General features: G+C 48.1%; 16 protein-coding genes, 1 rRNA gene, 1 pseudogene and 1 other annotated feature. Of the genes and pseudogenes, 1 reads left to right on the top strand and 17 read right to left on the bottom strand.

Annotation, left to right across the window (positions count from 1 at the left end):
- Positions 1–214: 214 nt before the first annotated feature.
- From HNQ47_RS02135 to HNQ47_RS02185, 11 genes and pseudogenes are all read right to left on the bottom strand, one after another.
- Entirely contained in the window at positions 215–394 is a 180-nt protein-coding gene (locus HNQ47_RS02135) for a hypothetical protein (RefSeq protein WP_183327059.1), read from the bottom strand.
- Positions 391–2319 carry a methionine--tRNA ligase gene (gene metG / locus HNQ47_RS02140; RefSeq protein WP_183327061.1) on the bottom strand — a complete coding sequence of 643 codons (1929 nt, stop codon included), beginning with the start codon at positions 2317–2319 and terminating at the stop codon, positions 391–393. Before metG ends, HNQ47_RS02135 begins: the two co-directional genes overlap by 4 nt.
- 31 nt (positions 2320–2350) lie before the next feature.
- Positions 2351–2546: a binding site (T-box leader), on the bottom strand.
- A gap of 85 nt (positions 2547–2631) precedes the next feature.
- Positions 2632–4152 (bottom strand): RDD family protein, encoded by a 1521-nt coding sequence (locus tag HNQ47_RS02145; RefSeq protein ID WP_183327063.1) that lies wholly within the window; start codon positions 4150–4152, stop codon positions 2632–2634.
- Positions 4153–4217: 65 nt separating this feature from the next.
- Positions 4218–5843: a hypothetical protein gene (locus tag HNQ47_RS02150; protein ID WP_183327065.1), complete on the bottom strand. Its 1626-nt coding sequence runs from the start codon at positions 5841–5843 to the stop codon at positions 4218–4220.
- Between the two features lie 32 nt (positions 5844–5875).
- Positions 5876–6477 (bottom strand): annotated as a pseudogene (locus HNQ47_RS02155) (DUF7010 family protein).
- Positions 6478–6658: 181 nt separating this feature from the next.
- Positions 6659–9067 (bottom strand): glycogen/starch/alpha-glucan phosphorylase, encoded by a 2409-nt coding sequence (locus tag HNQ47_RS02160; RefSeq protein WP_183327067.1) that lies wholly within the window; start codon positions 9065–9067, stop codon positions 6659–6661.
- A gap of 84 nt (positions 9068–9151) precedes the next feature.
- Positions 9152–9652: a winged helix-turn-helix domain-containing protein gene (locus HNQ47_RS02165; RefSeq protein ID WP_183327069.1), complete on the bottom strand. Its 501-nt coding sequence runs from the start codon at positions 9650–9652 to the stop codon at positions 9152–9154.
- Between the two features lie 76 nt (positions 9653–9728).
- Positions 9729–10238 (bottom strand): hypothetical protein, encoded by a 510-nt coding sequence (locus HNQ47_RS02170; protein WP_183327071.1) that lies wholly within the window; start codon positions 10236–10238, stop codon positions 9729–9731.
- Between the two features lie 7 nt (positions 10239–10245).
- Positions 10246–10542, bottom strand: a complete 297-nt coding sequence (locus HNQ47_RS02175; protein ID WP_221247932.1) for a septum formation initiator family protein — start codon at positions 10540–10542, stop codon at positions 10246–10248.
- Positions 10543–10552: 10 nt separating this feature from the next.
- Positions 10553–12400, bottom strand: coding sequence for a tRNA uridine-5-carboxymethylaminomethyl(34) synthesis enzyme MnmG (gene mnmG, locus HNQ47_RS02180; RefSeq protein ID WP_183327075.1), 1848 nt, complete (start codon positions 12398–12400; stop codon positions 10553–10555).
- Complete coding sequence (locus tag HNQ47_RS02185) at positions 12400–14025, bottom strand: oligosaccharide flippase family protein (RefSeq protein WP_183327077.1); 1626 nt, start codon at positions 14023–14025, stop codon at positions 12400–12402. The genes mnmG and HNQ47_RS02185 overlap by 1 nt, the downstream gene beginning before the upstream one ends.
- Before the next feature lie 108 nt (positions 14026–14133).
- Here HNQ47_RS02185 and HNQ47_RS02190 point away from each other — a divergent pair, with 108 nt between their 5' ends.
- On the top strand, positions 14134–15618 hold the full coding sequence (locus tag HNQ47_RS02190; RefSeq protein ID WP_183327079.1) for an NAD(P)H-hydrate dehydratase: 1485 nt from the start codon (positions 14134–14136) through the stop codon (positions 15616–15618).
- Here the strand turns inward: HNQ47_RS02190 and udp are convergent.
- The 6 genes from udp to rrf form a co-directional block, all read right to left on the bottom strand.
- Positions 15615–16391, bottom strand: coding sequence for a uridine phosphorylase (udp, locus tag HNQ47_RS02195; protein WP_183327082.1), 777 nt, complete (start codon positions 16389–16391; stop codon positions 15615–15617). The genes HNQ47_RS02190 and udp overlap by 4 nt on opposite strands.
- Positions 16388–16708 (bottom strand): hypothetical protein, encoded by a 321-nt coding sequence (locus HNQ47_RS02200; RefSeq protein WP_183327084.1) that lies wholly within the window; start codon positions 16706–16708, stop codon positions 16388–16390. The genes udp and HNQ47_RS02200 overlap by 4 nt, the downstream gene beginning before the upstream one ends.
- Positions 16683–16970, bottom strand: a complete 288-nt coding sequence (locus tag HNQ47_RS02205) for a hypothetical protein (RefSeq protein WP_183327086.1) — start codon at positions 16968–16970, stop codon at positions 16683–16685. The genes HNQ47_RS02200 and HNQ47_RS02205 overlap by 26 nt, the downstream gene beginning before the upstream one ends.
- Before the next feature lie 9 nt (positions 16971–16979).
- Positions 16980–18440, bottom strand: a complete 1461-nt coding sequence (locus tag HNQ47_RS02210; RefSeq protein ID WP_183327088.1) for a DUF1846 domain-containing protein — start codon at positions 18438–18440, stop codon at positions 16980–16982.
- A gap of 49 nt (positions 18441–18489) precedes the next feature.
- A complete protein-coding gene (locus HNQ47_RS02215) occupies positions 18490–18819 on the bottom strand; it encodes an acylphosphatase (RefSeq protein WP_221247933.1) in 330 nt (109 codons plus the stop codon).
- 68 nt (positions 18820–18887) lie between these two features.
- A 5S ribosomal RNA gene (gene rrf, locus HNQ47_RS10155) occupies positions 18888–18974 on the bottom strand; the annotation flags it as partial.

Below are 18974 nucleotides of genomic sequence, written 5' to 3' on the forward strand. Positions count from 1 at the left end.
ACTTCTTATCATTGCTAGTGGGACCACCTTAATCATTGTGTGTATCATCAGGTTGGTGTGGGATCAAACAAGCTAGCTCTTTACCCCCAGCTCTTGATAATGCGTAATTATTAAAACATTTTGTGCCTGTTTTCGCAAACAAATTTACTAGACAATCCATGCCGTTTATCTGAAAATCGTTCACTTTGCGAAACCTATACAATAAAAGAGAGACTTATTCGTCTCTCTTGATCAATTTCTTAATGATATAGATGCGCACCAAGCCAAAGCAGGCGATCACGATACCGGTGATGATCAGCGACCCGCGCCGCATGACCAACCCGATCACGGCCAGGACCAGTCCGACCGTTACCAGCTGCTTCTGCTGGGCCATCACGCGTTCTTCATCACTCATGCGACCTTCGAACCGTTCGGAATATCCGCATCAACTGTGACCAGCGTCAGTTTCTTGCCCTTCATTGCGCATAAGATCATGCCCTGGGATTCCACGCCGCGTAATTTGACCGGCTTCAGATTCGTTACCACGACGACCTTCTTGCCGACCATTTCTTCCGGTGTGTAATATTGGGCAATACCGCTGACGATCTGGCGGGTCTCGCCGCCTAAGTCGATCTGCTCTATGAGCAGGCGGTCAGCTTCCGGATGTTTCTTGCAGGAAAGCACGGTGCCGACTTTCAGTTCGGTCTGTTCGAACTGATCAATATCGATCTGCGGTGCTTCCGGTTTTGGTTCTGGTTTCGGCTTTTTCTTTTCTTTGTTGAATTCCGCCATAAATTTCTTTTCATCGATTCGTTTGAACAGTACTTCTGCCTTTTTAACTACATGAATATCCGTTTCCAGCTGTCCGAAGGACGATAACGTATCAAAATCACGCTGCTGCGTATTCAATTCATCCAGGATCTTTTCGCCCGTTTCCGGCAGGAAGCTCTGCAGCAGGACCGCACTGAACCGAATGGCCTCCAATAAGTTGTACAGCACGGTAGCCAAACGGTCTTTTTTCGCTTCATCTTTCGCCAGTACCCAAGGCTCCGTTTCATCAATGTATTTGTTCGTACGCCGTAATAAAGTAAAGATCTCATTCAGCGCATCACTGACATGGAAAGTATCCATTTTTTCGGTGACTTTGGCCAGCGTGGACTCAGCCAGCGTCTTCAATTCCTCATCGACCGGTTCATTGACCTGCGGATTAGTGACCAGGCCATCGAAGTATTTATTGCTCATGGCGATCGTACGGGAGACCAGATTGCCCAAAATGTTGGCAAGATCCGAATTGATCCGTTCGATGACCAGTTCCCATGTGATCGTTCCATCCTGCGCAAACGGCATTTCATGCAGGCAATAGTAACGCACCGCATCAACACCGAAGTGTTCGACCAGATCTTCGGCATAAATCACGTTGCCTTTGGATTTGGACATCTTGCCCTCACCGATCAGCAGCCATGGATGACCAAAGACGGTTTTCGGCAGCGGCTGGCCTAAAGCCATCAGGAAGATCGGCCAGTAGATCGTATGGAACCGTAAAATATCTTTACCGATGATATGGGTGCCCGGCCAGTATTTTTGATACCTCTGCGGCTGCGTCTCGGCATCCGGATCATAGCCAAGTGTCGTGATATAGTTGAACAGTGCATCGATCCAGACATAAATAACGTGTCCCTCATCAAAGTCGACCGGAATGCCCCAATCAAAAGACGTACGCGAGACACATAAATCCTGCAGGCCTGGTCTTAAGAAGTTATTGAGCATCTCATTCTTCCGGCTTTCCGGCTGAATGAAGTCCGGATGATCTTCGATATATTTGATCAATTTCGGAGCATACTTCTGCATATTGAAGAAGTATGCTTCTTCTTTGGCTTTCTGTACGGGACGGCCGCAGTCCGGACATTTGCCGTCTACCAGCTGCGATTCGGTCCAGAACGATTCACACGGCGTACAATACCAGCCTTCATAACAGCCTTTGTAGATGTCGCCTTGTTCATAGAATTGACGGAATACTTTCTGTACGGTCCTCATATGATCTTCATCGGTCGTACGGACAAAGTAATCATAGCTGGTGTTCATCAGATCCCAGTTAGCACGGATCTGACCGGATACTTTATCGACGAATTCTTTCGGTGTGATGCCGGCTTCCTCGGCTTTTTCTTCGATCTTGATGCCGTGCTCATCCGTTCCGGTCTGGAAATAGACATCATAGCCCTGGGCACGTTTAAAACGTGCGATCGCATCAGATAAAATAATTTCATACGTGTTGCCGATATGCGGGCGTCCGGAAGTATACGCAATTGCGGTTGTTAAATAATAAGGACCTTTGTTTTCCATGTTTGATTCCTCCTAAAGAAAAAAACTTCCATCCAAGGACGAAAGTTTCGCGGTACCACCTTAGTTCACACAATCTGTTGCAGACTGTGCCTCAAAAGCCTTAACGCGGCCAAACGGCGTACTGCAGCTCCGAGTTCATGTTCACGCTGTCCGGCATCCAATTTTCCACCAGCCAATTGTTCTCTATGCATCCAGTGCAGCGTTACTCTTCTCTTCTTTGCCTTTGGTTATATTCGTTCATATTATACGCTATTTTTGCCTTCTGCTCAATCATTTCGCATACGAAAAGCCATCCTTGCGGATGGCTGTATTTTACGAAGCGGCTGCCTTGGTAATGATCCGGACCAAAGGAATGGCTTTCTCCGGACAATTCGTGACGCCCAGTTTCTTGCGCGGTTTCGTCGTGCCGTGGAAATCACTGCCCGCAGTCACAAACGCTTTGCGCGACTGTGCGATCTTCAGCAGCAAGGTGATGGTCGTATCCTGCAGATCCGGGCTGAAGCACTCGATACCGTCCAGTCCAAGGCTCATCATCTCTTCAATGACCGGTTTTGATACACTGTCCATATGCCAGGAAGCCAGAATGGCGATACCGCCGGCATTATGAATGGCTTCGATCATTTCCTTGGCTTCCGGATATTTCACCGTCACATAGCACGGGCCGTTTTTGCCAAAGATTTCTTTCTGGAAACGGCGCTTTGCCTGACGGATATTCTCTGTTTCGTCGATGTATTTTTTCACAAAGCTCATCTGACGGACGACCTTGTTATTGAAGACCATATTCGTGATATCACGCGCTGTGATGGTCTGGAAACGGGAACTGTTGATGATCGAATTCACATCGATCGAGATGCCAGAAAATTCTTCAAATTTGCGGACCCGTTCCATGGACGCTTCTTTCTCCCGGCGCAGTGATTCCCGTTCGATCCAGTCAAAGATCTCATCGGTCCAATCGATATAATATCCTAAGATCCGCACTCGGATCCCCCGATACTGCGCATCGATCTCGACGCCCGGAATATACTGAATGCCGTACATGCCCGCAAACCGCACTGCTGCCGCGTTGGCCCGGGCACAGTTATGATCCGTGATCGAGATGACTTCCAGATTCGCTTTCTTGGCTAATTTGAACAATTCTTCCACATCACAGGTTGCATCATCGCTGTAATTCGAACGGATGTGCAGATCGATCGGCGATACACTGCTGACCGGTCTTTCCGGACGGACCGGACGGGCAGCCGGCTGTACAGCTTCACCGGGCAGCTCTGGTTCACGTACTGTTTTCAATTTAAAGACCAGATCAAAAATAGACTGCTGATTCGGTGTAATAATGACCACCAGCGCATTGACGAGCATCCAGACGACCATACCGATGATCTGGAAAAAGTACCCCAGTACCATGATCGGGATCCCCAGTCCCAATGCCTGACGCAGGATCAAATGCAGTGCACTGGCTTCTTTTTTGTTTTGCTGGACCAGCTTCAGACCCATCGCCCCATAGCCCAGCGATTGTCCGTGGTTGCGGGATGTATAGATTCCGACAGCCAGCACACTGATGACAAACAGCAGTGCATACATGATATAGAACAACAGATCAAAGAAATTCGGCGGGATAAAGCCGCATAAGATCAATAAAAACTCAAGGACCCACAGGTATACCGGCAAAAGGCAAATGTTAAGATCTATTAAAAAAGCGAAAAAATGACTCGAATAATCGGGCAGGTTCCGTGACAAAAAGACTGCTTCTTTATATCCGCCGGCACGATATAAACGGGATTTCCGCAGCACATTTTCGCTCGACAGCTCATTGAAAAACACTTCAGATAAACTCATGGTATACAAACCTTTCTTTTTCTATTATACAGAAATTAAAGGTATAAAAAAAGAGCGAGACGCTCTTAATGTTTCTTCGGTTTCCGCAGCAGAAGCCATGAGAAAATCGCTCCGGCAGCGGTGCAAAGCAGCCGATAAAACGTGCTTCCGGTCGCAGCCGCCGTGTTCGTTTCTTTGTTCATGACCTTGGTCTGGATCTTCTGTGCTTCCTGAAGCAAAGACTGATAAGTCTTGCCCGTCGCCTTTGAAACGATTGAATTCACGCGTGCTTTCTGCACGGTCTTCATGCTGTTCCAAGCGGAAACACCGCCGATGATCGTACGGTAATTCTCCGTTGTCGCTTCGGTATAAATATTGCCTTGCGCATCGGTCAGATACGTTTCCACGAAAGCGGTGACCGTGCTGGTTTTCTTCTTGGTCGTGGTACTGGTTGCCGTCGGCAGGGAAGCCGCCTTGCTTGCGGTCGTATCGGACGTAGAACTGCTGTCCGTTGTTGTACTGGTTTTTTCCTCAGTCGTTGTATCATCACTTGTTGATTCGGTCTTTTCAGATGTCGTATCCGTTGCTGATGCATCAGCCGTTGTCGTCGATACCGTTTTTTCTTCTGTACTTGATTCCGTACTTGCCGTCGTCGCTGTGGTCGATGCAGTCGTTGCTGCGCTTGCTTCTGTGCTCGCCGTCGTACTTACAGTTTTCTTGGCTGAGTAAAGACGTGCACTTCTGAGTGCTGTGGTCTGCGTCTGGGCAGTCTGCACATTCTTCGCTGCAGCCAGCAGCGTATCATAGGAATCCGTCAGCTGGGCGTTGATCAGCGCCTTGACCGAATCGCTGTAACCATTGTAAGTCGTTTCGCCGTTCATGATCGTCTGAGCATTGGTGCTGTTGACCTCTGCAGATGTTTTGACCGGCACATATTGGCTGACAAAGCTGTTTGCCTGCTCCTGATCCTGTACGGTCTTGGCTTGGTTCAAAAGCGCGGTATAACCGCCGGTGATCTTCGCATTGACGCTGTCTTTGACCTCCTGCGACAGTTTATTGTATTCGCTCTCGCTGTTGATGATCGTCTGGGCGTTGGCACTGGTCACCTCGGCAGTTGTCTTGACCGGCAGATACTGGCTGATGAAAGCATTGGCCTTGCGGTCGGTATCAACTGCTTTTGCCTTGTTTAAAAATGCCGAATATCCGCCGCTGAGCTTCGTATTGACGCTGTCTTTCACTGCCTGTGCCAGTCCATTGTAGGCACTTTCGCTGTTCAGGATCGTATCCACATTGGAATCGTTGATCTGATCCGTTGTGCTGACCGGAATATATTGCTTGATAAAGGCATTTGCCTGCTGTTCGGTGTCAATAGCTTTGGCACGGGCAAGCAATGTCTCATACGTCGGCGCCTGCGCCTGGCTCAGCGCATTCGCGATATCCGTCTGCGTCTGTACCGACTGCGAACGGTAAACCGATTCGCTGGCCAATACAGTCGTATAATTTGTGTTATTGATATCATCGACCGTCTTAAAAACCGTCTTGGTTTTGGTGCCGTCCGCATTGACCGTCACTTTACTTAAATACAAATCGATGAATTCCTGCGACGAGACTTGTCGGCTCACTTGTTCTTGGGCAAAGGTCGGGGTCATGGCCGGGATCTGGGATCCGGCGAGCATGGCTGCCGCAACCGCTGCTGTAATTCTTTTCCTCATGCGCAGTTCACTCCTATCTTAACGTATTTATTTTACATGATTTTACTCTTCACCGCAATATTTGTTACAAATGGTCTGAAGGAAATAATCGGCGAAAGACTTTTTTGGAAGTGATTTCTGCTCTTGACTTCATGGAGAAGAAAAAGACTAAATATTGCTTCAAAAATGATCATGACGGCTGCAAGTATAAAAGGCTCATAGATCAATCCGACGATCAGTGCCGTGATCGGAATAATGATCGAAAAGGCAAAATAACTTTTTGATCGATATAACCAACTATACGGCATTAGATGCGCACCAAAGATCATTGCGATGACCATCAACATCTTTTCAGGAATCGTAGGATAGATCCACATCGCAATTAATAAGTATAACATCTGATTCACAGAAAAAAGGATCCCAAGAGTCGTTAATGGATCCTCCTTATTTTGTTTAAAGGTTTTGAAATGACATAAGAAATCGGCAGCAGCGGTGCCGTAGCACAAAACGTCAAAAGATTTTTCGTCAGTATCGGCAGCGATGTCAGATGAACATATAACACGAATATCCAAATGATCACCGATACAAGAATGATGTGTACGCCTTTTTTCTGCTTTTGCGCACAATCCATGCGTAATTCCTCTAAATTCATCATATTCCTTCCGTCAATCTATAGTATGCATTGCCCGCCATTTCAACCATTGTTTTCATGGATCGGATCCACGTTTTTCATTCAACGCCAGCACAAGTATAGCACAAATCTATATTAGGAAACTACTCGCAGAGCACAGACGATTTCACTTAAAAAGATGTGATCCAAATGGATCACATCCTTATTAATATTTCAGTTTGGTTAAATGCCAGATGTCATCGTTATATTCCTGGATCGTACGATCGCTGGAGAAGTAACCAGACTTGGCAATGTTGATCAGCATCATCTTTGCCCAGTGGCTCTGATCGCGATACATAGCTTCAACTTCCTGCTGTGCTTTCATATAAGCATTGAAATCAGCCAGCACAAAGTATTCATCATTGTTCATGATCAAATCGTTGTAGATCATACGGAACTCATCCGGATTTTGTGCCCAGTAACCGTTATGCAGCGAATCAACGACCTTGCGCACTTCCGGATGCTGGTTGTAGAATTCACGCGAATTATAGGCATTTTCATGTTTCAGATGGTTGATATCCTCAACATGCAGTCCGAAGATCTTCGCATTCTCTTCGCCGACTTGACCGACGATTTCTACATTGGCGCCGTCCAAAGTTCCTAATGTCAAGGCACCGTTCATCATATATTTCATGTTTCCGGTACCGCTGGCTTCTTTGCCTGCCGTCGAGATCTGCTCGCTGACATCCGCCGCATTCATCAGGATTTCCGCAATGGAAACAGAGTAGTTCGGAATGAAGACCACGCGCAGGAAATCTTTGGTTTCCAGATCGTTGTTGACGCGCTGCGCAACAATATTGATCAGCTTGATGATCTCTTTGGCTTCATAATAGCTCGGTGCGGCTTTGGCCGAGAAGATAAATGTCCGCGGATAGATACGGAAGTTGCGGTCTTCTTTCATGCGCATATACAAATACATCACGTGCATGATATTCAGCAGCTGGCGTTTATAAGCGTGCAGACGTTTTGCCTGGCAGTCGAAGATCGAATCAATGTTCACATCGATATCCAATGTATCTTTGATGTATTTAGCCAGGATCTTTTTACGTTCTTTCTTTACATCCAGGAACCGCTGCTGCACGACTGGATCGTCGACATAATCCATCAGTTTTTCCAGCTGACGCGGATCCGTCTTATAATCTGTACCAATTGTGTCATCCAACAAAGCTGTCAGCTGCGGATTGGAATACATCAGCCAGCGGCGATGCGTGATGCCATTGGTTTTATTGTTGAAGTGATCCGGATAGATCCGGGCAAAGTCCTTGAAGACATCATCGACCAGGATCTTCGAATGCAGAGCAGCGACACCATTGACACTGTGGCTGCCGACGATCGCCAGATTGGCCATATGTACGTTGCCTTCACGGATGATCGCCACATTCGGATAAATCGCACACAATCCGCGGTGATCGACATCAAATTTCCAGCGGCGGTCGATTTCTTCAATGATCATATACAAGCGCGGCAGCAGCTTTTTGACCGTTTCGACCGGCCATTTTTCCAGTGCTTCCGCCATGACAGTATGGTTCGTATAAGCCACGGTATTCGTGACGATCTGCCATGCATCATCCCAGTTGTAGTCATATTCATCCATCAGGACCCGCATCAATTCCGGAATGACCAGGACCGGATGGGTATCATTCAGCTGGATGGCTACTTTATCAGCGAAATTATCCAGCGAAGGATAACGGCGCAGGTGTTCGGTGATGATGGCATCGATACCGGCGCAGACAAAGAAATATTCTTGTTTCAAGCGCAGTTCTTTGCCTTCTTGTGTGGAGTCGTCCGGATATACGTTGGTCGTCAGAGCGCTGACATCCTGCAGATATTTATTTAACTGTCCGGACGGCACCGATTCTTCATCGACTTCCGCATCCCATAAACGTAACGTGTTGGTTGTCGGCGTATGATAACCGATGATCGGTTCATCATAAGCGACCGCACGTACGACAAAATCCGGATGATGATGGACGACGAATTTTCCGTTTTCATTCATATATCCGTCGACATAACCGCCGAATTTCACACGCGCATTGTGGTGCGGCTTCCAAACTTCCCAAATATTTCCGTACTTCAGCCAGCAGTCCGGCAGTTCCACCTGCTCATTGTTGACGATCTCCTGCTTGAATAAACCATAACGATAACGAATACAGTTTCCGTTGCCCGCATAATTCAATGAAGCCAGGGAATCCATGAAGCAGGCAGCCAAACGTCCTAAACCGCCGTTGCCCAGCCCGGCATCGCTTTCCAGTTCTTCCAGCTCATTAATATCCATGCCCAGATCTTCCAGACCGTCCTTGACCACGTCATAAACACCTAAGTTCATCAAGTTGCTGGTCATCAGACGTCCCATTAAAAATTCCATGGAAAAATAATAAAGCTGTTTCGCTTGTTGTTTTTTTACTGCATTTTTGGTGATCCGCCAGTTCACACCGGCTTCTTCCAAGATCAGGGAACCCAGAGCGCGGTAACGTTGGATCGTATTCGTTTCTTCGAAATCGCGTCCGTACATATCAGAAGTGGTTTCCTTCAGTTTTTCTACAAAAGTTTCTTTCGAATCAAATGTATTCGGCATAAAATGTCCTCCCTGAACGCAGTATACCGAAATAAAAGCGAAAAGGCAACCATTCAAAAATGTTTTATAAAGTGATGAAATTCATTATATTCTGCTCTTTTTAACTTCATAGATCCACATATAACCGCTTTTTGGGACAGTTCGGATGTACGGCTTGCCGTTATAGGTTCCGAGCAGGCGGCGTAAACGATAGATCGAAACTGATAATGTATTATCATATATTTCATTCTTCGAGCGTGCTTCGATCATGGTAATGAGCGTTTCCCGGTTCAGGACCCGCTGCGGATGATGTAAAAAAATATCTAACACATAAAAGATCTCTTCACCGCCGACAAGCTGCTTGCCGTCTTTGAAGATGGTTCGTTGGGAAATATCGATAAGCAGATCTGCTGTTTGGTAGATCAGACGGCCGGTCATCCGGTCGATCGCCGCTTTGATTTCCTGCCAGTCCCTGCGGTCGATCACATGGACCATGCGGTAGCCCTGACGCTCTTCGCGGATGCAGAACGCTTCATTGTCTTTGGCCGTCTCTTGTATTTGGTCGAACACCTCATCTTCGACCTCGAAAATAATGAACTGAGTCATAAAAAAACCTCACATATGACTATAATATAGAATACATTATTTCATCATATATGAGTTATATATATTAATTCATTTTTTATATTTCACTGATAAAATCACGAAATGCTTGGATTTTATTATTTTTCACCAAGAAAACTGTCATCATCGTATACCCAGGCCGCTTCCACATCACATAGATCCGGTTCTTTTCCTGCGCACAGCCTGTGATCCGATAATCGGTTTCTTCGCCTGCCGGCAGATTTTCATACCCATTATACGTATGACCGTGCCCGTCATGATATTTTACATCGAACGCAAACCAGCTCTTTGGCAGCGTCCGGTTCTGACAGCGATATTTGATCACATCCTGGGCCAGCTGCCGATCTGCATCATTCTCTTTTGATTTTGGTTTCCGATCAAAGACGGACAAAAGACCGCCTCCGACGTGGCGGTCCATAAATGTATTCAATGACTCCATCTGATCACAATATAACTGATAACTTTCCAGCACATAGGAAGGCGTATCATCACGAAATGTCACTTTTCCGTTCTTCTCTGTATAATATTGCTTATACTTGCGCCATTCATACATTTCATTTTTTGCCATAACTACCTCAATTTTCGTCCGGGAACTTAAAAACCTGTTCGCCGTCCTTGGTCACCAGATACTTACCGCGGGCAATGTATTCGATATAACTCGGATCGGACAAATTCTTCTTCGTGGTCTTCAGTTTTTTTTCTTTTTTCTTTAATTCCGTCGTTTTTGCTTCCGTTTCACTGATGCTCTGGCGTAACTGCACCATCGTCACGATCTCTTTTGCCCCTTCTGCGATCATGACCACAGCCAAAGCCAAACAGATCCACGTTGCCATACTATGTTTTTGTCTTCTTCTTCTCTTCCTGCGTTTCATGTCTATCCCCCTATTGAACATGCATCGCCAAGACCGCAATATCGCTTGGATTGATCCCGGATATCCGGCTGGCCTGACCCAACGTATGCGGCCGGATCGCGTCAAGCTTCTGACGTGCCTCCAATGATAAATTCTCCATATGCGGATAATCCAGATCATCCGGCAGCACGACCGCCTCCATCGACTGCAGATGCGCGGCTTCCCGTTTTGCTTTCGCAATATAGCCGGCGTATTTTTCCTGGATCTCGATCTCCCGGCTGATTTCCCGATCATACGTTTTGCCGGTCAGTGATGTCAAACCATCAATGGTGACTTTCGGCCGTTTGATCAATTCCAGCGCACTGCTGCCGTGCGATAAAGAATCATATCCAAGACGCTGAAGATATGCATCCGCCTTCGCTCCCGGTTTGATCCGAAGCTCGCTCAGTTCCTGACGAGCTTTTTCGATGGATGCCATCTTCGCCATATATTTATTATACCGTGTTTCCGGCACGACGCCAACCTTATAACCAAGTTCGGTCAATCTTTGATCCGCATTGTCATGCCGAAGCAGCAATCGATATTCAGCCCGTGACGTCAGCAGACGATATGGCTCCTTGGTTCCTTTGGTCGTCAGATCATCGATCATGACGCCGATATAAGCCTGGTCACGCCGCAGGATAAACGGCTTTTCTCCTTTGACTTTCAAAGCCGCATTGATACCGGCCATGATGCCTTGTCCGGCCGCTTCCTCATAGCCGCTGGTCCCGTTAAGCTGTCCGGCCGTAAACAAACCGCTGATGATTTTATTTTCCATGTTCGGTTTCATCTGCAGCGGATCTACGGCATCATACTCGATCGCATAAGCATATTTCTTGATGACACAGTGTTCCAGCCCCGGCAGTGAATGGACCATTTGTTCCTGTACATCCACCGGCATCGAGGTCGAAAAACCTTGGACATACGTCGTATCCATCGAAAGTGACTCCGGTTCCAAGAACAGCTGATGGCGCGGTTTATCCGCAAAACGCACCAATTTATCCTCAATGCTTGGACAATAACGAGGCCCTACGCCCTTGACCAATCCAGAGTACATCGCAGAATCATGCAGATGTTCACGGATGATCCGGTGGGTCTCTGGTGTCGTGTAGATCAAGTGACATACTTTCTGCCGGTCAAACGGCAGCACGTCTTCCGGACGCGTCGTATCACTGAAGCGCAGAAAAGCATTGGTTCCTGGCTGCTCGCTGCCGGCGGAAAAATCAATCGAATCGGTCAGGATACGCGGCGGCGTACCTGTTTTCAGCCGGAATGTATGAATGCCGGCATCCCGCAGACTTTGAGACAATGTATTCACGGTCGGCTGGTCTTCCGGTCCCGATTCTGTCGCGGTATGTCCGCGCAGCACAGAACTGGACATATAGGTGCCGGTGGTCAGGATCACAGTTTTTGCTTTCACTTCGGTCCCGTCCGCACAGCGGATGCCGACTGCCTGGCCGTGTTCGGTCATCAGTGAACCGGCCATCTTTTCGATGACATCCAGCTTTGGTTCCGATAAAAGCAATTGTTTCATGAACTTTTTATATTCAACTTTATCACTTTGGACCCGCAGTGCCCAGACGCCTGGTCCTTTGGTGGTATTTAACATTTTAAACTGCAGTGCCGTACGATCAGCGGCAATCGGCATCACGCCGCCCAGCGCATCAATTTCCCGGACGACGATGCCTTTAGCAGGTCCTCCAACGCTTGGATTGCACGGCATGGAACCTGCCATATTGATATCAATAGTGACCAAAGCTGTATGCATGTTCATGCGGCAGGCAGCCATGGCTGCTTCAATGCCTGCATGTCCGGCACCGACCACGACAACGTCATACATTATGACTGTCTCCTTTTCGGCAGACCGAATTTCATATGCAAAGCCAGCTGCGGTACCTTCAAGGCAATGGTGACCGCCATGAACGCGATCAAGCTGATCAGACCGTTAAAGCACATTTTCACAAAGCTGATCATCTTACCATCACCGACACCGCCTAGACCCAGACGCGTCAGCGCATATGAGACGCCCCATAAAACAAGGCAGCCGATCAACGTGCGCAGCACGACTTGGAATATACGATTGTAACGGATATGAAATTTATGACGGATCTCATGCAGACTGGCCCAGATCACCCAGCCGTCGGCAATAAAGGATGCAATGACGGCACCGCCAAATCCCCACATTGCTGTAAACGGCACCATCAGGATGCCTTTTACGACCGCATTGATACAAATGTTGCGGATGTTGCTGCGGCGCAGACCGAGCGCCATCATCAAGTTCGTCACGACCGGCGAGAATGTACCCGTCAGCGCTTCAATGGTCATCCACTGTAAGACCATGGTACTCGTACTTAGATCATCCGTATAAAACAATGTATAATTGATCGGCTCCGCATATACAAAAATACACATGCACACCGGCAGACCGATATACAGCACGGCTGTCAGACAGTCAACGACATTTTTGCGGACCAATTTTTGATTCTTTTCTGTCAGAGCACTGGTGACATGCGGAATGATCGCTGCCACAAAGCCAGGCGCAAGAACCATCGGGATGGCTGTGATCTTCGTGCCGACATACGTCGTGGCAGAAATAATAGAAGAGATAATATCCGTATTCGAATAGAACATCTTCAGCCCGGTCGGCAGCAGGATCGCATTATAAATTTGTTGGGAATATCCAACGATCGAAACAAGCATATATGGTAAAGCCAGCCTGAATAGTTCGCGGGTGATTTCTTTCTTCGATTTGGATGGAGTTGTTTGCCGGCGGGCTTGCTCTTTGACATCGGCATCGGCTTTCTTGTCAAAATGCCGGATCTGCAGGATGCCGGCTAAAGCGGCAACACTTGTTGATAAGACCGATGCATACAGCGCCCATACGCGCGCCCAATGCATCACATAGACCAGCAGGCAGGCTGCACCAAGCAAAAAGCCGACCCGGAAAAATTGTTCAAACACCTGCGAATAAGCATATTCTTTCATTTCTTTCTGGCCTTCGTAATAACCACGGAATGCAGACAGCGTCGGCACCAGGAAAATAGCAAGCGCCAGGATGCGCAGTACGCGGGCCATCGTTTCGGCACCGGTCGCGACCATCAACGGTGCGATCACTCCGGAGAATGCCATCAGCAACACCATACCGACAAATCCCATCAACATCAGCATATTCAAAGAAATTTTCTTAACAAGCTGAACCGTTTTTGGATCATTTAAGGTCATGTATTTGGATACCATCGTGGCAATCGCAAACGGGAATCCAGCCGTAAAAATATTCAGGACATATGAATAAATATTGTATGCCTGGCCGTAATATCCCATATAATCGACATTGGAAAGGATGGAAGAAAAAGGAATCGCATAGATGATCCCAATGAGCTTTGCGACAAACAGACCGCCTGTACCGACCAAACCGGACAGGATGACTGACTTTTTGATTTTTGAATCCTGTGAAGTATCTGGCATGGACTTCCTCCTACTGACTTTTGATTATATCACAGTGCGATTAAATGTGGAAAGAGATTTCTTTTTTATAAAGAACAAGGTATATTTAAGAAAGAAATGGAGGATCCTATGACACTGATTTGTACCAAAGATCAAGCCCGCGCAGCGGATGCCTGCGCGATCCAGGACCATCACATTCCTTCTCTGGTCTTGATGGAACATGCAGCCATGGAAACCTGCCGCTATGTTCCGGCCGGCCAAAAGATCCGCATTGTCTGCGGGCCGGGCAACAATGGAGCTGACGGTCTGGCCATGACGCGTCTGCTGCTGCAGCGTCACGAAGATGTATCGGCTTTTCTGACATCGGACCATCTATCGGATGATGAGCAGACCCAGCTGGATATTTTACACAGTTTCGGCATCCACGTTCAGACGGAAAATTTCAACGACTGGCTTCGTGACGCACAGGTGATCGTTGACTGCCTGTTCGGCAACGGTCTGTCCCGCCCGATCGAGGGTAAATATAAAGATTATATCGAAGCAATCAACGCTTCCGATGCGAAAGTGATCAGTGTGGATTTGCCTTCCGGTCTGGAAGCAACGACCGGGAACATCCTCGGCACAGCGGTGCAGGCGGATGTGACGGTCGCCCTGGATTGTCTGAAGGCCGGCCATCTGGTGCAGGCAGGTCCGCAAGTCTGCGGAGAGCTTCACTGTGCCGATATCGGCATTCCCAAGTCACTGCATCCAGGGGCCAAAGAGCTGATCACAAAGGAGCTTGCCGCTGCTGCTCTGCCGGCCCGCAGTATCTACGGTCATAAAGGAACGTTCGGCAAGGCGCTGATGATCGGCGGTTCCCGTCAGATGCACGGAGCGATCAGTTTTGCGGCACAGGCTTGTTACCGCAGCGGCATCGGCACGCTGACTTTATTTGTACCGGAGCCGATCACGGATATTCTTTCCATAAAAATGGATTGTGCAATGAAATTATCTGCGCCAAGTCAGGACGGTTTCTTTGCTCAAAAGGCCGTCGGACAGCTTGCTGATCAGATCCATTCATTCGATCCCGTCACGATCGGCAACGGGATGGGCCGCAGTGCGGTAACTGAAGCGATGGTCAGGACCGTGCTGGAAAGTGAATGTCCGGCGATCGTTGATGCGGATGGATTATGGGCCCTGCGTCATCAACGGCAGCTGCTGCTGCGGCAAGCCGACACGATCGTCACGCCTCATGTGAAAGAACTGACTTATTTAATTGATTTGGATGTGAAAGAAATTGCGGATGATCCGATCCATGCCGCAGAATGGTTTGCTTCCCTTTATCCAAACTGCACTCTGATACTGAAATCCGGCATCACGGTCATTGCCCGCGGATCGAAACAATATGTATTCGTCCGGCCGGACAGCGGCCTGGCCAAAGGCGGCAGCGGCGATGTGCTGTGCGGCATTTTGACCGGTATGTACGGGCAGGCAAAAGATCCCCTGACAGCAGCGATCAGTGCTGTTTACGTTCATTCCCTTTGTGCCAAACAAAAAAAGGACCCTGCCGGCATCCAGCCGGAGGACTGGATCTACAGGATCCCGGAAGCCATCGGAACCTTACGGAGAGCTTAGTGCTCTTCGTTTTTTATTAATTGTTTCATCGCCAGGATCGCGGTATCAAACATTGGCTGCAGATCGTGATCCTGATCGTTCGGCAGGCCCCGGCGGGCACGTTCTTGATTGGCAATGCAATGGAGGATCGACCCCGTGCGCAGTCCTCTGGCCTGACCGACAATGAACAAAGCCGCCGACTCCATTTCCGAAGCTTTGGTGCCCATCGCAAGATAAGCGTTCCATTTGCCGATCAATGCGGCACTGCCCGGCATTTTTTCGGGTTCGTGCTGGCCGTAAAAAGCATCTTTGCATTGGACCACTCCGATATGATAACGAACCTGCATTTGTACAGCAGCCTGTTCCAAAGCACACACAACATGATGATCCGGTACGGCCGGATATTCGATCGGCACATATTCCTGTGTCGTCCCTTCCATACGGACAGCACCGGAAGCAATGACGAGATCACCGCCTTTCACATCCTGGTCCATCCCGCCGCATGTCCCCAGACGGATCAGCGTATGACAGCCCAAATGAAATAACTCTTCTACGGCGATGGCTGTTGAAGGTCCGCCGATGCCGGTCGACATCACACTGACTGGTTTTCCTGCCAGAGAACCGGTCCAGGTGACATATTCCCGATTGGTCGTGACATAATGAGGTTCATCTAAGCCAGCGGCAATGTCTTTGACCCGGCCGGGATCACCAGTCAGAAAAACATAAGGTCCGACCTCGCCGGGTTTTAAGCCAATGTGATATTGGCAGCCGGCACCTTCGGTATAATCGATCATTTGTTTACCTCCAGACGCAGATAATATACGTGTTCATGAAACATCGGCGTATTGTAGCCGTAGTCTTCCCAGATTTCGTCCTCCGCTGTCCAGAATTTATTCAGCTGCGGAATCAAATCTGCCAACGATCGATCATCAGCTGCAGCAGTTGCATAAAATTCCGCACAGTCGATCAACGATGCCTGCGGCCGCCAGGGAGAAAACTCTGCAGCTGTCAGCTTACACAATGCCTGCTGGACCGACTGAATAGTTTGTTCCTCCTGGGTGTCGACGACTACATACAGTAATAATTTATTCTTTTGTATTTTCGATGACATAACGGCACAATTTGGTTAAATTTGTATCATTGTCCAGGGTGATGACTCTGCCTAGGTTCAGATTCAAAGCCGCGATGACCGGAGTGTCACCATCCATCAACATATTCAGCGTTCCGCTGACATTTTCATAAAAAATATCGTATAAATAGCTCATCTTGCCGTTTTCTTCGTGACTTTCATTGAGCTCAAAGTGCAGATTGTCTTTGTTTTTGAGCATGATGCGCACGGCTCCGGCTCCGGAGCTGGGAATTGATTTTGCCATAATTTCCTCCTACTTCTTTTCAGCTTCGTATGTGACCTGCAGACCTAACTGTTTGTAGATCGACAGATCCACCTGGGAAATATCACAGGTAATATGGGCCTGACAGCCGCGTAATTCAGGCAGTTTTTCCAACGCATGTGCGGCATTTTCGCTGGTACGGGCACTCAGCGCAAGCGCGATCAGTATTTCATCGCTGTGCAGACGCGGGTTGTGGCTGCCTAAATATTCTGTTTTCAAATTCTGGATCGGCGCAAAGGCGTTGTTTTCGATCACATCGGTTTCCTGATCGATGCCGGCTAATTGTTTCAAGGCATTGATCAACGTGCCGGAGCAGGCGCCGATGTATTTCGAGGTCTTTCCGGTCACGATCGTGCCGTCAGCCAGTTCAATGGCGCCGGCATATGTTTTGGATGCTTCTTCCCGCTCATGTGCCGCGACGACACAAGGACGGTCATCCGGCGTGATCTTGGCTTTTTCCATGATCAATTCTTGTTTCTGCACCTCTGCTTCGCTGCATTCTTCCCGAATGAAACGGGTGCGGCTGTCATAATAGCGCCGGATGATTTCCTGATTGCCGGCATCCCTGCAGACCGCATCATCACTGATACAAAATCCCGCCATATTGACGCCCATATCGGTCGGGCTTTGGTAGATCGCCGTTCCGAAGATCCCTTCGAACATTTTTTTCAGTACGGGGAAGATCTCAACATCACGATTGTAGTTGACGGTGATCTTGCCGTAGGCATTTAAATGGAACGGGTCGATCATATTGATGTCGTTCAGATCAGCCGTGGCTGCTTCATAAGCCAGATTGACCGGATGATCCAGCGGGATGTTCCAGATCGGAAATGTTTCAAATTTTGCGTAACCGGCCCGTATTCCGCGTTTATTTTCATGATAAAGCTGAGATAGGCAGGTCGCCATTTTGCCGCTGCCAGGTCCTGGCGCAGTGACGATCACCAGCGGACGGCTGGTTTGTACAAAATCATTTTTTCCGAATCCTTCATCGGAAATGATCTTTTTTGTGTTCGTTGGATAGCCATCGATCTGGTAGTGTTTATAGACCTTTAAGTGCCGGCGTCTGGCTTTGGAACAGAAGCGTTCGACCGCCGCCTGTTTTTCGTACTGTGTGACGACAATACTGCTGACATAAAGGCCGCGTTTTTGGAATTCCTTGACCAAACGGAAAACATCCTGGTCATATGTAATGCCCAGGTCGCCGCGTCTTTTATCAGTCGTGATGTCTTTCGCACAGATGGCGATGATGATTTCCGCTTTGTCTTTTAAACTGATCAACATTTGCAGTTTACTGTCCGGTGAGAATCCCGGGAGGACCCGGCTGGCATGGTAATCATCAAAAAGTTTGCCGCCGAATTCCAGATATAGCTTATCGTCGAATTGTGCGATCCGCTTGCGGATGTGCTCCGCCTGCATTTTTAGATATTTATTATTATCGAATCCTATTTTCATACATCTTATTCTATCACAGAATACGAAAACGGACCGAAGAATTGGTCCGTCAATAAATCATATCGAATATTTGGTCATCCGGCTTTATTTCCATGTCCTGTACGATCATATCTTCGATCTCGATATAAGGATTGCGGCGAATGTATTGAATCATGCCTTTAATGTCTTCCATCCGTCCTTGTACTTCCATGCGTACCGTCCCGTCCGGCAGATTTTTGACCCAGCCGGTCAGATGATGTTCTTTCGCATAAGTACCTGCCTCCCATCGGAAGCCGACGCCCTGTACCGTTCCATAAAAACGAATGCGTTTACGTACAATGGAAGCATCCGCGATTCGTTTCTGGCGCTGTTTTTTGATTTTCCAATTTTTCCAGAACATGTTGAACCTCTTCTTCCATTATAACGGATTCAAAAATAAAAAAAAGGCCTCAAAAGAGGCAAAGAAAAACCCGGCAACGTGCTATGTTCGCAGGGGCAGGCCCAACTATTTTCGCCGCGGGAGTGCTTAACTTCTGTGTTCGGGATGGGAACAGG

Source organism: Catenisphaera adipataccumulans (assembly GCF_014202755.1).
GTDB classification, from domain to species: Bacteria; Bacillota_I; Bacilli_A; order Erysipelotrichales; family Erysipelotrichaceae; genus Catenisphaera; species Catenisphaera adipataccumulans.

Excerpts from the sequence above, each read along its gene's own strand:
- HNQ47_RS02135 (WP_183327059.1), bottom strand. The coding sequence starts at position 394 with ATGAGTGATGAAGAACGCGTGATGGCCCAGCAGAAGCAGCTGGTAACG.
- metG (WP_183327061.1), bottom strand. The coding sequence starts at position 2,319 with ATGGAAAACAAAGGTCCTTATTATTTAACAACCGCAATTGCGTATACT.
- HNQ47_RS02145 (WP_183327063.1), bottom strand. The coding sequence starts at position 4,152 with ATGAGTTTATCTGAAGTGTTTTTCAATGAGCTGTCGAGCGAAAATGTG.
- HNQ47_RS02150 (WP_183327065.1), bottom strand. The coding sequence starts at position 5,843 with ATGAGGAAAAGAATTACAGCAGCGGTTGCGGCAGCCATGCTCGCCGGA.
- HNQ47_RS02160 (WP_183327067.1), bottom strand. The coding sequence starts at position 9,067 with ATGCCGAATACATTTGATTCGAAAGAAACTTTTGTAGAAAAACTGAAG.
- HNQ47_RS02165 (WP_183327069.1), bottom strand. The coding sequence starts at position 9,652 with ATGACTCAGTTCATTATTTTCGAGGTCGAAGATGAGGTGTTCGACCAA.
- HNQ47_RS02170 (WP_183327071.1), bottom strand. The coding sequence starts at position 10,238 with ATGGCAAAAAATGAAATGTATGAATGGCGCAAGTATAAGCAATATTAT.
- HNQ47_RS02175 (WP_221247932.1), bottom strand. The coding sequence starts at position 10,542 with ATGAAACGCAGGAAGAGAAGAAGAAGACAAAAACATAGTATGGCAACG.
- mnmG (WP_183327075.1), bottom strand. The coding sequence starts at position 12,400 with ATGTATGACGTTGTCGTGGTCGGTGCCGGACATGCAGGCATTGAAGCA.
- HNQ47_RS02185 (WP_183327077.1), bottom strand. The coding sequence starts at position 14,025 with ATGCCAGATACTTCACAGGATTCAAAAATCAAAAAGTCAGTCATCCTG.
- HNQ47_RS02190 (WP_183327079.1), top strand. The coding sequence starts at position 14,134 with ATGACACTGATTTGTACCAAAGATCAAGCCCGCGCAGCGGATGCCTGC.
- udp (WP_183327082.1), bottom strand. The coding sequence starts at position 16,391 with ATGATCGATTATACCGAAGGTGCCGGCTGCCAATATCACATTGGCTTA.
- HNQ47_RS02200 (WP_183327084.1), bottom strand. The coding sequence starts at position 16,708 with ATGTCATCGAAAATACAAAAGAATAAATTATTACTGTATGTAGTCGTC.
- HNQ47_RS02205 (WP_183327086.1), bottom strand. The coding sequence starts at position 16,970 with ATGGCAAAATCAATTCCCAGCTCCGGAGCCGGAGCCGTGCGCATCATG.
- HNQ47_RS02210 (WP_183327088.1), bottom strand. The coding sequence starts at position 18,440 with ATGAAAATAGGATTCGATAATAATAAATATCTAAAAATGCAGGCGGAG.
- HNQ47_RS02215 (WP_221247933.1), bottom strand. The coding sequence starts at position 18,819 with ATGTTCTGGAAAAATTGGAAAATCAAAAAACAGCGCCAGAAACGAATC.